The 13,300-nt window shown below is 65.2% G+C and carries 15 protein-coding genes; 5 read left to right on the top strand and 10 right to left on the bottom strand.

The genetic code is table 11. The features are described 5' to 3' along the window. Positions 1-3: 3 nt before the first annotated feature. From ACNANG_RS00710 to ACNANG_RS00700, 3 genes are read left to right on the top strand one after another with little or no spacing between them, the layout of a single operon-like run. Entirely contained in the window at positions 4-774 is a 771-nt protein-coding gene (locus tag ACNANG_RS00710) for an ABC transporter ATP-binding protein (protein ID WP_420225567.1), read from the top strand. Next, entirely contained in the window at positions 756-2,240 is a 1,485-nt protein-coding gene (locus ACNANG_RS00705; RefSeq protein WP_420225566.1) for a DUF3526 domain-containing protein, read from the top strand. The genes ACNANG_RS00710 and ACNANG_RS00705 overlap by 19 nt, the downstream gene beginning before the upstream one ends. Beyond that, positions 2,237-3,676 (top strand): ABC transporter permease, encoded by a 1,440-nt coding sequence (locus ACNANG_RS00700; RefSeq protein ID WP_420225565.1) that lies wholly within the window; start codon positions 2,237-2,239, stop codon positions 3,674-3,676. The genes ACNANG_RS00705 and ACNANG_RS00700 overlap by 4 nt, the downstream gene beginning before the upstream one ends. Here the strand turns inward: ACNANG_RS00700 and ACNANG_RS00695 are convergent. From ACNANG_RS00695 to ACNANG_RS00675, 5 genes are all read right to left on the bottom strand, one after another. Next, complete coding sequence (locus tag ACNANG_RS00695) at positions 3,666-4,100, bottom strand: pyridoxamine 5'-phosphate oxidase family protein (RefSeq protein ID WP_420225564.1); 435 nt, start codon at positions 4,098-4,100, stop codon at positions 3,666-3,668. The genes ACNANG_RS00700 and ACNANG_RS00695 overlap by 11 nt on opposite strands. Before the next feature lie 165 nt (positions 4,101-4,265). Continuing rightward, positions 4,266-4,733, bottom strand: coding sequence for a hypothetical protein (locus ACNANG_RS00690; RefSeq protein WP_420225563.1), 468 nt, complete (start codon positions 4,731-4,733; stop codon positions 4,266-4,268). An 80-nt stretch (positions 4,734-4,813) separates the two neighbouring features. After that, on the bottom strand, positions 4,814-6,115 hold the full coding sequence (locus ACNANG_RS00685; RefSeq protein WP_420225562.1) for a 3-isopropylmalate dehydratase large subunit: 1,302 nt from the start codon (positions 6,113-6,115) through the stop codon (positions 4,814-4,816). 37 nt (positions 6,116-6,152) lie between these two features. Next, positions 6,153-6,815, bottom strand: coding sequence for an RraA family protein (locus tag ACNANG_RS00680; RefSeq protein ID WP_420225561.1), 663 nt, complete (start codon positions 6,813-6,815; stop codon positions 6,153-6,155). Then, positions 6,812-7,831, bottom strand: a complete 1,020-nt coding sequence (locus ACNANG_RS00675; protein ID WP_420225560.1) for a Bug family tripartite tricarboxylate transporter substrate binding protein — start codon at positions 7,829-7,831, stop codon at positions 6,812-6,814. The genes ACNANG_RS00680 and ACNANG_RS00675 overlap by 4 nt, the downstream gene beginning before the upstream one ends. Before the next feature lie 43 nt (positions 7,832-7,874). On the opposite strand from ACNANG_RS00675, the gene ACNANG_RS00670 reads away from it, so the two are divergent. Then, positions 7,875-8,933: a LysR family transcriptional regulator gene (locus ACNANG_RS00670; protein ID WP_420225559.1), complete on the top strand. Its 1,059-nt coding sequence runs from the start codon at positions 7,875-7,877 to the stop codon at positions 8,931-8,933. Positions 8,934-8,940: 7 nt separating this feature from the next. Here the strand turns inward: ACNANG_RS00670 and ACNANG_RS00665 are convergent, their stop codons facing one another. The 5 genes from ACNANG_RS00665 to ACNANG_RS00645 all read right to left on the bottom strand — a co-directional run bounded on the left by ACNANG_RS00665 (position 8,941) and on the right by ACNANG_RS00645 (position 12,255). Next, entirely contained in the window at positions 8,941-9,183 is a 243-nt protein-coding gene (locus ACNANG_RS00665; RefSeq protein WP_420225558.1) for a hypothetical protein, read from the bottom strand. A gap of 78 nt (positions 9,184-9,261) precedes the next feature. Further along, positions 9,262-10,275: a tripartite tricarboxylate transporter substrate binding protein gene (locus tag ACNANG_RS00660; RefSeq protein WP_420225557.1), complete on the bottom strand. Its 1,014-nt coding sequence runs from the start codon at positions 10,273-10,275 to the stop codon at positions 9,262-9,264. Between the two features lie 48 nt (positions 10,276-10,323). Continuing rightward, positions 10,324-10,881, bottom strand: a complete 558-nt coding sequence (locus tag ACNANG_RS00655; RefSeq protein ID WP_420225556.1) for an SRPBCC family protein — start codon at positions 10,879-10,881, stop codon at positions 10,324-10,326. Beyond that, entirely contained in the window at positions 10,767-11,702 is a 936-nt protein-coding gene (locus ACNANG_RS00650; RefSeq protein WP_420225555.1) for an aromatic ring-hydroxylating oxygenase subunit alpha, read from the bottom strand. Before ACNANG_RS00650 ends, ACNANG_RS00655 begins: the two co-directional genes overlap by 115 nt. Before the next feature lie 16 nt (positions 11,703-11,718). Next, entirely contained in the window at positions 11,719-12,255 is a 537-nt protein-coding gene (locus ACNANG_RS00645; RefSeq protein ID WP_420225554.1) for an aromatic-ring-hydroxylating dioxygenase subunit beta, read from the bottom strand. A 108-nt stretch (positions 12,256-12,363) separates the two neighbouring features. On the opposite strand from ACNANG_RS00645, the gene ACNANG_RS00640 reads away from it, so the two are divergent. Continuing rightward, positions 12,364-13,284, top strand: coding sequence for a LysR family transcriptional regulator (locus ACNANG_RS00640; RefSeq protein WP_420225553.1), 921 nt, complete (start codon positions 12,364-12,366; stop codon positions 13,282-13,284). Positions 13,285-13,300 lie beyond the last annotated feature (16 nt).

Here is a 13,300-nt window from a genome sequence, read left to right as displayed (position 1 = left end):
TTCATGAACGCGCTGCTTCATGCCGTCATGCCTTGCCCGGGCGAACCCGTGCTCGAAGCCCGGGCGGTCACCGCCGGCTATCGCGACAGGACCATTCTTCATGGTCTGGACCTGGCGGTCCATGCGGGCGAGATCTACGCGCTGCTGGGCGGCAATGGCGCGGGCAAGACCACGACGCTGAGCCTGCTGCTGGGTTTGCTCGCTCCTGCCACGGGCTCCTTGAGCGTCAATGGCGTCAACCCATCCACCGAGCCGGGATTGGCGCGCCGTCATCTGGCCTACATTCCGGAAAACGTCGCGTTGTATGAGCACCTGACCGCCCGCGAGAACCTGGCGTATCTGCTCGACCTGGCCCGGCAGGACAATGCGCGGGCCGCCATCGAACCCGCCTTGACGGCCGCGGGCCTGGCCGCGACGGCCTGGGACCGCCGGGTGACGGGGTTCTCGAAAGGGATGCGGCAAAAAGTAGCGATTGCGCTCGCATTGGCCCGGCGCGTACCGGCCTTGTTGCTGGACGAGCCCACATCGGGCCTCGATCCGCAGGCCACGGCGGAATTCCACGCGGCGCTCCAGGTGTTGCGCGATCGAGGCGTAGCCATCCTGATGGTGACGCATGACCTGCTCAGCGCCGCCGACGTGGCGGACCGCATCGGTTTTCTTTCGAAGGGCAGCCTGTCCGAAGTCGTCAGTTCCGCGGGAGCCGAACGGTTCGACGTGCGGGCGCTGTACCGCCGCTACACCGCCGGGAGCGAGCCATGCGCGTCGTCCTCCTGATTGCCCGCGATGCGTGGCGGCACATGCTGCGGGACCGTGTGGCCGTGGTGGGCGCGGCGCTGTTGGTGGTGTTGACCGTGATTGCGGCGGCCACCTCGTACGAACGCCAACGCGACGCCATGGCGCAGCGCGAGCGGTACCAGGCAGACGTCGATCGGCAGTTCGATGCGCAGCCCGACCGGCATCCGCACCGCATGGTCCACTACGGCCAGTTCGTGTTCCGGCCGCTGAATGCGCTTGCAGGGTTCGACAGCGGCATCGACCCTTACACCGGCACCATGATTTTTCTGGAAGGCCACCGGCAGAACACAGCCAATTTCGGGGATGCCAGGCAATCGTCGTCGTTGCTTCGCTTTGGCCAGTTGACGCCAGCCTTCGTGCTGCAAACCCTGGCGCCGCTGCTCCTGGTGTTTCTAGGCTTCGGCATGGTCGCGCGCGAGCGGGCGTCGGGAACCCTGCGCATCCTGATCACCCAGGGCGTCAGCGGCGGCCAGATCATCGCGGGGAAAGTGCTGGCCTTGCTGGGCGCGGCGGCCGGATTGCTGCTGCCGGGTGCCATCGCACTGGGCTTCCTTGCCCTGGGGGACGCCCACGCAATGATGGCCGCGGGCGTGCTGGTAGCGGGCCATGCCGCGTGGCTTGCCGTGTGGGCGATGTCCATCGTGGCGGTGTCGACGCTGTGCGCCCGCCCACGCGATGCGCTGATGGCGCTGCTGGGGGTGTGGGTCATGGTAGTGATCCTGTTGCCGCGCCTGGGCGCCGCGTGGGCCGATGCGCGCACGCCGCTGACGACGCGCTTTGAAACCGACCTTGCCATTGCGCGTGACCTGGCTGCCATTGGCGACAGCCACCGCCCCGATGATCCGCACTTTTTCCGCTTCAAAGCCGACGTGCTCAAACGCTACGGGGTCAGCCGCCTCGAAGACCTGCCCGTCAACTATCGTGGCCTGGTGGCGATTGAAGGTGAGCGGCTGACCAGTACGCTGTTCAACCGTTACGCCGCGCAAGCCTTCGAGCGGCAAGCGGCGCAGAGCGCCACGGTCGACGCGCTGGCCTGGCTGGCGCCGACCCTGGCCGTGCGCCGCCTGTCGATGACGTTGACGCAGACGGACCTGACGAGCTATCGGCGCTTCGTCGAACAGGCGGAGGCCTATCGTTACCGGCTGGTGCAATCACTGAACCAGATGCAGGCCGAGAAAGTGGACTACGTCAACGAACGCAAGGGCGCCGGGCCGACGCGCATACCACAGGCGAACTGGGAAAGCATTCCCGACTTCGTGTTCGAGGCCGAAGCGCCCCATGCGGTGATGGCGCGGACAGGGCAGCCGCTCATGGTGCTGGCGGTGTGGCTGCTGCTTGCCGCCGGCGCGCTGGCGGGAGCCGCAAAGACCCTGGACGGTAGGGCGTCATCGGCAAAAGGCCGCACATATACGCCACCTGCCGCTGCCACGGAGGGCACAACATGAGCACGCTCGCCCATGAATGGCGCCTGCTGATCCGGTCGCGTCTGACCGTCGCGGCATTGCTGCTGTTGTTGATGCTGACCACGCTGGCCGTCGCCGCGGGTATGGCGCAGGTCAGGACGGAGGCCGCCACCATCGCGCGTCTGACAGCGATGCACGACGCGGCAGTCTCGACCAACCGGGACCCTACGCACGGCGGGGACGCAGGCTATGTCGCGTACTACACCTTCTTTCCGACCTGGCAGTCGCCATCCGCCGCCAGTTTCCTGGCTGCCGGCATGCGGGACGTGTCGCCGTACGTGTTGCGCGTCCGGGCGCTGGCTTTGCAAAGCCAGTTGCATGATGGCGAAACCCTGAACCCTGAAGTGGCGGTGCTAGGCCGGTTCGACCTGGCGTTCGTGTTGACCTATCTTGCGCCCCTGTTCGTCATTGCGCTGCTGCACGACCTGGTGTCCGACGAACGCCAGTCGGGACGCTTGCGGCTGTTGCTGACGCTGCCCGGGCCGGTCGCCGCGTTGTGGTGGCGGCGGGCGGCCCTGCGGTTCCTGGCCTTGTTCACGTGCATTGCCGTGCCTGTGGTCGTCGGAAGCGGGCTGCAGGGGCTGGCCTTGCCGGCGCTGGCAAGCGTATTGACCATCGTCGCGGCCTACCTGGCGTTTTGGGTCGGGCTTGCCATGATCGTGGGCGCGCGGCCCTGGCGGCCCGCCACGCATGCCATTGCATTGATGGGCGTGTGGGCAGTGTTGACCCTGGTCCTGCCAGGTCTGGCTCATCTCGTCTCTGCCCGCGCCGCACCGGTCGGTCAGGGAATAGACCTGACACTGACCCAGCGCGAGCACATCAATGCCGCCTGGGACCGGCCGCGCGGCGAGACCATGCAGGCGTTCGTCACGACGCATCCAGAATGGTCAGACACCGCACCGCTGCCAGAAAAGTTTCATTGGAAGTGGTATTTCGCGTTCCACCAACTGGGTGACGAAGCCGTGGCGCCCGACGCGCGGGCCTATCGCGACGGCATGCTGACGCGCCAGTCATGGTCGGAATTGTCGGGATGGGTGCTGCCCGGCGTTGCAGTGCAAGTCGCATTACAGCGACTGGCAGACACGGATCTGCATGCACAGCTGGCGTTCCAGGATCGTGTCACGGCCTTCCACGATCGTTTACGGGCGTTCTATTACCCGTTCGTATTCAACGACGTGCGTTTCACCAGGAATGACGTTGCCAGACTGCCTCGCTTCAAAGAATGCTTGGAAGCAGCGCCTCCCGCATCCACGCCCCAGGCTGCCTGGGCCGAGACGGGCGCGCACAACACGCCACCTGCCGCAACGGTTGCGGCGCCTGGCTGGGCACGCGTTGCGGCATCGGGAATGCTCATGCTGCTGCTGGGCGGACTGGCGGTCCGCCGCATCAGGCTTGATACGTCAGGCGTCAGACCTTGACTTCGCCATCGTCCTCGCCATCCCAGTAGTGGATGCGCGAGGCGTGGACCTTGATCATCACCACCCCGGGGGTGTCGATGCCTTGTTCGAACCAGCGATCCAATTCCTTGGTCCAATGCGCTTCGAATTGCGCCTTGTCGCGGATCAGCTCGGCCTTGCCTTCAACGCCGATGAAAATTGGCGGCTTGCCGAGCAGACCCTTGTTGCCGGTGAATGACAGCCCGACCTGCGGATCGCGCTTGATGTCATCCACCATCCGCGACTTTTCCCACGTGAAGTAATAGGAGTCACCTTCGTACTCCACGTCGCCGTTGTTGCTCATGGGCCGGGAAGCGATCTCGCCCCCTTCGGCGCGGGTATTGAGCATCGCAAAATCGATGCCTTGCATCTTCTTTGAGAGGTCGGAAAGGGTCCGATCAGACATGGCAACTCCAGGAAACGGTGGCGCGCATCGGCGATAGGCCGTGGCAGCCGTGGATCGGGGCCGCTGGATCGCGCCACGCGCCATCCTTGCGGAACGTGCCTGATACTCAGCAAGCGTCGCTCCCGACTGTTGAGCCAGCCAGCTGAACCCGCGCGCTCTGGCCTGTCAGTCGACGCGGCCCCTCTCGGTCGCCATGATGGGATGCCCCTGTAACCATGCTTTCAATTGGCCTCGGGTTCCCCCTGCGGCCACGATGTCGACCAACGTGGTGGAAAGGGGCTGACCGGTAAGGGATACCGTCTGGCTCACATTCCTGACCGTACCCGCCGTGTAATCGACTTGGACCTCGTCGCCCGTCCGGAACGCGGAAGGCTGGATGTCGGACCCGGTCATCACGGGAACGCCTTTGGACACGGCGCCGCGCATCGCCTTGTACGGCATGCTCGTGCAGACGACCGACAGACCGAGCGATGCCATCGCGATGAAACCTTGCAAATGCGGCTTGCCACAGCAAAAGTTGCGCCCTGCAACGATGATGTCGCCGGGCTGAACGCGATCCTGAAAGCCGGGATCGATCTGGCGGAACAGTTCCGGTATGAGGATGGCTGGATCGTCGACGCGGCGGATCGCCATGTCGAACGGTATCAATCCTTCATCCAGGGGCACATCGTCGCCAAAAACATGGCAGCGGCCGCGCCGCAGCAGGGGACCTGTCATTGCGTACCTTTGGGGAGTGGAATCAGTGAGCGGCTGTCTGCGATCCTGCCAGCGATGGCGGACGCCGCAACCGTGACCGGGCTGCCCAGATACGCCTGTGCCGTCTTGGATCCAAAGCGGCCAGCGTGGTTGGTCGCAGCGGTCGATATCGACGTCTCGCCGTCGGCCAGCGGGCCCATGACCCCGCCCGCGCACGGGCCGCAACCGGGCGGCAACACGATGGCGCCCGCGGCCTGGAACACCTGCAGCAAGCCGTCATTGGCAAGCCGTTGGGCCGTCGCGACCGTGCCCGGCACGACAAAGAAGCGCACATGACTGGCTACCGAGCGGTTACGCAGCACTGCCGCGGCGTCCGCAAAATCGTCATACATGCCGGAGCCACACGCGCCCAGGTAGGCGTGATCGACGTGCGTTCCGGTGACCTGATCGACGTCGACCCCGAACTGCGGGCCGCCAGGCAAGGCGACCTGGGGCGCCAGACGCGAGATGTCGACATGCAGTGTGGCTTCGTAGTGGGCATCGGCGTCACCTGTCACGATGGTTCCGCCATGGGACAGGTCAGACGATGATGGCGTGAACCAGATGTTGGCGACGCCGATTTCGGTCAGGGAATTGCACAGGGCGACCCGGCCCGCGACCGGCAGGCGCTCTACGTAGTCGCCCGAAAATTCGATAATCCGATTATCGTGCGCAGCCGCCAGCTTGCCCGCAGCAAACAGGGTGCTCAGATAAAACCCGATATCGCGCGCCATGACCCCGGCGCCGGGCTGGCCTTCGAGCACGATTCTGACGGTATGCGGCACCTGTTCCCACACGCGGCCCGTCGCCAGCACGGACACGATTTCCGCGCCGGCGGCCAGGGCCAACGCGCCGACCGCGCCAAAGTTGGTGCAGTGCATGTCGTAACAGGACAGCAGCATGCCTGGGCGGACCAAGCCTTGTTCGAGCGGGAACAGGTGGCCGTGCCCGCCACGTCCCGCGTCGAAGAACTGGGTGATCCCCCAGTCGCGTGCGATGCGGCGGATCCGCGTGCCGCGCAGCGCGCCGGCCGGGCTGGCGTAGGCCACTTCGTGGTCCGTCACGAAGACGACGCGCTCGGGCCGCCAGATCCGCTTGTAGCCCAGCTGGCTGAGTTCGTTGTAGGCCGACTCGACGTATCCATCGTGGATGATGACCAGTTCGGGGTCGGGCGATATCACATCGCCCGGGCGGACGTATGGCACACCGCTCGCAGCGGCAAGCACTTTTTCGGCCGCCGTCATGGGGGCGCGCGCGGTGCAAGGGTAAGGTGCGTTCATTCTTCTACGTCCAATAATCGTACAAAGCGGTTGCGCATCACGCTGGTTTGCGTTCGATGATGTCGGCGTAGGTTCCGCCCGCCTGGACGATCGCGTGGGCCTCGCGTTCGAAGCGCAACCTGGCCTCCAGGGCAGCATGGGCCGCCTCGAACTGGTCCCGCGCCAGGATCACCACGCCGTCGTCATCGGCGCAGACCAGGTCGCCTGGATGGACTACCTGACCCCCGATGCTGACCGGCACCTGCAGTGCGCCGCGTTGGCCGCGCCGCCATCCACTGACGACGGTGCCGGCGGCAAAGACGGGAAAACCGAGCTGGCGGATCTCGGCAATGTCACGCACGTGCCCGTTGCTGACGACGCCCGCAATGCCGCGGCGCTGTGCAATCGTTGCGCCGGTTCCGCCCCACGTACACGCCGCGTGGCCGGCGCCGATGTCGATCACAATGACGGACCCGGGAGGGGCAGTGTCGGTCGCCTCCGTAATGTCCTCGCCATATCCCGGAGGCGCCCGCACCGTGAATGCTGGCCCGACACACAACAGGCCCGAACCCATCGCGCGGATGCAGGGCGCCACGTCACCGCGTTTCCCGGCAGCCTCGTAGGCCGCCGCGGCCGACCCCGACCTGAGGCGGTCCGCGAGCCGGTCCGCGATGGGACGTGTCGGGCCTTCGGCGCCCTCCAGATGCTTGAGCGTGCTCATTCTTTCGGGATCCGCGCAGCCGATGCGATGTCCTGCCAGCGTTTGACGTCGGTGCGCAGAAAGGTGCCGAATTGTTGCGGGCTGTTCGCCGGCGCGACCGCGATGTTGGCCTTTGCCAGGCGGTCCTGCATGGCCGGCGATGTGATGATCGTGACGATCTCCTGATTCAGCCGGCGCGCGATATCGGCCGGCATGCCTTTCGGCCCCAACAGGCCCACCCACCCCTCGATCACGAAATCCTTGAGTGCCGGGACAGCCGACTGCGCCGCCGCCGGGACTCCCGGCAGTTGCGGGGTTGGCGCTGCGCTGGCCACAGCAATGGGTTTGAGCCGGCCAGACTCGAAATGCGGCTTGGCCGACAGCACGGCGTCGAACATGAACTGCACCTGTCCGCCGATCAGATCCGTCAGCGCCTGCGGGCTGCCTTTGTATGGCACGCCCAGCACGTCCACGCCGAGCCTCGACAGAAACGCGGCCATGGTCAGATGCTGGATGGTCCCGGTGCCCGCCGTGGCGTAGGTATACGCCTTGGGATTCTTGCGGATCTCGGCCACGAAATCCTCCAGCTTGCCTTGCGGAAAGTCGGCGCGGGTCAGCAGCACCATGGGAGACACCGCCACCTGAACGACAGGGGTGAAGTCTTCCACGATGTCGAAGGGCAGCGACTTGTAGATGGCAGGGCTGATGGCCGCCGACGTCGACGTCATCAGCAAGGTGTAGCCGTCGGGGTCCGCTTTGGCGACGTAGCTCGCGCCCAGCTGTCCGGCCGCGCCAACCTTGTTTTCGACCACCACGGGTTGCCCAAGCTTGTCGGAAAGCTGCTCCGACAAGAAGCGCGCCGCCACGTCGGATGAGTTGCCCGGCGGGAACGGCGCAACGATCCGGATCGGCTTGCTGGGGTACGTGGCTTGGGCCGATGCCATGAGCGGACTGACGATCATCAGCGCGGCGATGGCAAGTCGGGCAATGGCTGGCGGCGCGGCAAGCCGCCATGAAAATGACGAGGCCTTGGGCATGCAATGTCTCCTGTCTGGCCGGTCGCTGACGGAGCGCGCCGGCATGTTCTTTCAGGTCGCCAGCACGTGCCGGAGCCCTGATGACGCAAAGTGTAGGAGCGCTTCCCAGGCACAACAATCGCAATTATCAAAGCGATTGATTCACTTTTCCGTACAATCGTTCGTCGCTTTGTTCCGGGGAATGGCAATGACACGCACGGTCGATTGGCGCACCCACGTCAACCTCAAGCTGTTGAATACGTTCTTGCTGGTAGGCGAAGCGCAGAGCTTTCGCGGCGCGGCGGATCGTGCGCATCGTTCGGGTTCGGCGGTCAGCAGTCAGATCCGCAAGCTCGAAGACCAGCTGGGCGTCGCGCTGTTTCATCGGACGACACGGCAGGTCCGGTTGACCCAGGAGGGCGAACAACTGCTGGTGTGCGTGCGGCGCGCCTTGCACGATATCGAAGAGGGGCTGCAGCAGATCCAGGAATCGGCCGATATCCAGCGCGGCCGCATCTCACTGGCTTGCGCGCCGACCGTGGCGGGCACCCGCCTGGGCAGCGTCCTGGCCGCCTTCGAGCAGCATTACCCAGGCATTCGTGTGTCCGTGCGCGAGATCACCGCCGCGGCGCTGTTCGAAAGCGTTCGTCAACGCGAAGTGGACTTCGGTATCAGCGTCGTCATCGACAGTCCTGAATTCCGCTTTCAGCGCATCCTGACGGACCCCTTGTTTGCCTTGGTGCCGCGCAGCCGCCTGCCGCGCGACCGAAAGACGGTCAGCCTGCAGACCTTGTCGGCCATGCCGCTCTTGCTGCTGGAACAGGGGACGGCGCTGCGCAAGATCGTGGAGGATGCCATGGCGGAACAAGGCCTGACGGTGCAGACCCGGTATCAGTTCATCCAGGCGCAGACTCTGATATCGATGGCTTCCGCCGGCCTGGGCGCTGCCGTCTTGCCGAATATCGTCATTCCCGAGCAGCTCGACCCTTCGGTGCAGAAGCTGCGCATTGTCGATCCGCCCCTGGCGCGGGATATGGCCATCGTCACCTTGCCAGGCCAGGCCTTGTCGCCCGCGGCGTCGCGCCTGATCGAGCTGTTGCAGCAGCTGATGAGCGGGGCGTGACGCGCCGTCAGTGCTTGCCGCGCGCCGGCTTGCCCTTTGCCGCGGCCGCCGCGGCCACGCGCTGTTCGTACAGGGCCTCGGCGTCCTTGACGGCATTGGCCACCGTCCGCAGGTCGGCATTGTCGTCGTGTGGCACGAAATAATCGGCGGCCTGCGCCCGAACGACGCACTTGATCGCGGCGGATTCGGTCAGGTCATGATTCTCGGTCAGCAGGGTGGCGACTTCGTCCAGGTATTCTTCGTAGGTCATGCGGTGGCTCGTAGGCGATGATGGCGGGAGTGCAATGCCGCCATTATCGGCCATCCCGGCGCAGCCGCGGCACGCCGCCTATTCCTGCAATTCGATGCGGGCGTCGCGAATGATAGTGGACCACTGCGCCGTCTCGTCGGTCACGCGCTTCTGGAAAGCGGCGGGATCGGACGCCACGATTTCCATTCCCAGGTCTTCGACCTTCTGCTTGACGGCGGGCTGGGCCATGACCGCGGCGGCATCCCGCTGCACTTTGGCGACGATGTCGGCGGGCGTGCCGGCGGGTGCGATCATGCCGATGAAGGCCTGCACCTCGAAGCCGGGAAACTGCTCGGCAACCGCTTCGTATTCCTTGTAAGGCGCTGATCGTGTAGCGCCCGTGGTGGCGAGCAGCTTCATGCGGCCCGCCTTGACGTTGGGCATCAGCGAAAACAGCGGGTCGATCATCAGCATGACGCGGCCGCCGATCACGTCGGTATGCGCGGGCGAACTGCCTTTGTAGGGCACATGCGTCAATTCGACGCCGGCGCGGCGGGCGAGCAGTTCTCCCGCCAGGTGGGAGGTGCCGCCGGTGCCCGGGCTTGCAAAAGTGACGGTGCCCGGATTGCGCCTGGCGTACGCGATCATCTCCGACAGGGTATTGAAAGGCGCGTTGGGCGTGGCGGCAATCGCGAGCGGCACCCGGATCAACTGCGTGATGGCGACCAGGTCCTCGTTCCGGTACATCATTTTTTTCTGCAGGCTGGGGTTGATCACATAGGCGGAGTTGATGATGCCCAGAGTCTGCCCGTCGGGCGTGGCGCGCGCGGTGGCGGCGACGCCCAGCATCGTGCTCGCACCGGGCTTGTAATCGACGACCACGGGCGCCTTCCAGGTTTCCGACAACTGCTGGCTGACGATGCGCGCAAGAATGTCGGTGGGACCACCCGGAGGAAACGGAACGATCATCGAAACCGGGCCGCGCGGGTAGTCGCGCGCCGTGGGCGCAGCCGGGCTGGCGGCCAGACAGGCGGTGCCGGCCAGGGTCAGCGCGGCGGCATACGCGAGCGGGCGCGCACGGCGCCACAGCGTCTTGAAGGTGATCATGGACATCGAGGTCTCCTCGGTGGAAAGCGGGTCGTCGTGGCGGTTGTCGTTGTTCTACGCGGCTTGGCCCGGACGGTGTTGCGTCAACAGCCTGCGCCATTCCCGGTAGGCGTCGTGAAAACAGGTCTCGTCGCCCAATGCGCGCGACCCCAGGCTCCATGCCGCGTCGGTCAAGCCCAGCTCTTGCGCGTACGGGTTCGAAGCGGGCGCGCCGTCCGGATTGATGCCGCGCAGGTGGCCGGCGGTCCATCCGGCGGCCATCGCCTTGAACCCGGCCTGGCTGTGTTCGTAGATGACGTTGTCATCGGGCGTCGCCAGGCCGCTGGGGTTGAAGAAGTCCTCGTAGTCGCGGATACGGGCGGCGCGCAGCTCCGCGTCTTCACCCACCGGCGCCAGGCAATGCGTCTGCATCTCCGTCTTGTCGACCGCCAGCGGGTGAATCACCCGCAGCATGACACTGGTGACGTTGTCAACGATCTGCAGATTCGGAAAGATGGTCAGGTTGCGCGCCGACCCCGCCCATTTCGCGCGAATCTCGGTAATGTCCCCCACGTATCCGGCGCGGCGGCGCGCCAGCAGTTCGGGCGATGCCCGGCTCTTGCCGCGCCACATGACCGCATGGCCGCGTCCGAAGCTGAAGGTGCCCTGTTCGGCGGCATCGGCAGGCGAGGGCGGCATGCCCCCGCGAAGGCATCGGGCTTGCGGCGCGCCAGCAGTTCGACATACGACGCATGGGTGGACGCAAAGTGGTACATGTCCAGCGAGTTCTCGATCTGCAGCTTCCAGTTGGCGTTGAAGGTATAGCGGATGTCGCCCGGCACGTATTCCAGGCCCTGTGGCGCCTGATCCAGAATCAAATCCAGGAAAAATCTTGCGTCGCCCAGATGCGTCTCCAGTGGCGGCACGTCGGGCGACAGGCTCGCGAACAGGAAGCCGCGGTAACTGCCGAAGCGGGCGACCGGCACCAGGTCGTGGTTGTCCTTGGCGAACCAGGCGGGGTAACGGCCTTCCGCCTGGTCGGTCACGAACATGTTTTCGCCGCCGCTGCCATAGACCCAGCCGTGATACCGGCAGGTGTGCGTCTTGCGATTGCCGCTGCGCTGGGGGCACACCACCATGCCCCGGTGGCGGCAGGAGTTGAGCAGGCAGCGGATGTCGCCATCGCCATTGCGACTGACGATCACCGGTTGCCGCCCCAGGGTGGCGGTAAAGAAGTCGTGAGGCCGGGGAAGCTGGCTTTCCAGTCCGACGAAAACCCAGGTGGATTCGAAGATGGCCTGCTGTTCCCGTTCGAACACATGCGGATCAATGTAGGCATCGCGATGGACACGAAAGATCTGCTCGTCGGCCCGGTCATCGAGCAGTCCATCGATGTCAATGTCGGCGCGGGTGTCGGGCGAGGCATCGGAGGAAGGGGTACGGGAGTCGGTCATCGTAGTTCCTGGCGCGTCAGACGCAGTAGAAGTCCAGCACGGTCGGGACGTTATCGTTGATCAACACAATCTTCTTGCGGGCAATGCGCAGCGCGCCGTCCACCTCTGTCAGCAGATGGTCATATCGGCACGCCATTACTTTCAGGCCGTCGTTGCGCAGGTCGTAGATCTGGGTCACGCAGTTGGATCGAACGCGCCATTGGACCGGGCGGGATGGCGCTGCGCCCATCTCGGCGCGGTCGGCGGGCGACGACACCATGACGTTGCTGATGCAATGCAGCGTGCGAGGCAAGGGCATCGACGCAATGGACTTGGTGCCGCTGGCCCGCTTGACGCGCTCTTCCAGGCGGGTCCGTCCGGCCGCGTGCATGAAGGACACCTCGGTGGCCGGATCTTGCGTCGTCAGGTGATCATCTTTCCAACTGGGGATCCAGTACACCGCGTCGTCGGCGTACATGGCCAGCCAGTCCTGCCATCGCTGCTCATCGAGGCAGAGCGCTTCGGCGTAGACGAACGCCGCGGCGGCTTCGGTAGAAAGTTCGGTTGTCGGCATGCGGCTCGACCTGGTCAGTTGGATGAAAGCCATCGGATGCGTGCGATTAGACGAGCCGCACCGCGACAAGTAAAGTCACACTATCTTATGGATTTACAAGCAGCAGTTATGAACGTTTCCGCACGCCAGCTGCGCTGTTTTCTGACGCTTGCCCGGCTGCGCAGCTTTACGCGGGCGGCCGAACAGCTGCACATCACCCAGGCGGGCCTGAGCGCCATTATGCGTGATCTGGAAACCCAGTTTGGATGCCGTCTGTTCGATCGCACCACCCGCGTGGTCACGCTGACACCCGAAGGCGCGCAATTGGTCCCAAGCGCCGAGCGGATGCTCAGTGAGCTGAACTTCGCGGCGCTGCGCATGGGTAACACGGCGGCAGCGGCAAGGCGGCAACTGTCGGTCGCCGTGTCGCCCGTGGTGGCGTCAAGCTTTTTTCCGGAGGTGTGCGAGGACTTCGCCAAGGAGCACCCCGACGTGACCGTCAGGCTGCACGACGTCAACAAGGAGCAGATGCCCACGATGATCGAGAGCGGCGAGGTGGACGTGGGCTTTGGATCCTTCCTGAATCCGGCTGCCGGCATCGACCGTGTCGCCCTGTTCAATTGCCACCTGCTGTGCGTGGCGCAGCCCGGGCGCCTGACGCTGACGCATCGGGCAGGGGACGCACTGCCGCGCACGCGCTGGAAGCAGTTGCCTGATCTGCCCATCCTGGCGGCGCCCGCCACCGATACCACGCAGATGCTGATCGATGCCCAACTGGCGCAGATCGGCCGCGCCAATGAAGAACGGCCGACCTACCACAGCATGCAATTGATCATCGCGATGGCGGCGCGCGGTTTTGGGGTCGGCATCGTGCCTTCCTTTGCGCTGCCCGTCGCCTTGCGTTTCGGCGTCGAAGTCGCGCGCCTGCAGGCGCCGCTGGTCGATCTGGCCTTTTACCGGATCGTACGCAAGGGCCGGGAACTGCCGCCGGCCGTTGCGCCGTTCGTGCAGGCGGTGGTCAGGACGGCCAGGGCGATGTGCGCGCTGTGACCGGGCAGGGGCCGGC

The sequence above is a fragment of the Pigmentiphaga litoralis genome (assembly GCF_048632615.1).
GTDB lineage: Bacteria > Pseudomonadota > Gammaproteobacteria > Burkholderiales > Burkholderiaceae_B > Pigmentiphaga > Pigmentiphaga litoralis_B.
Note: the sequence above shows the minus strand (reverse complement) of the source record. Positions and strands in the feature narration are given on the sequence as shown.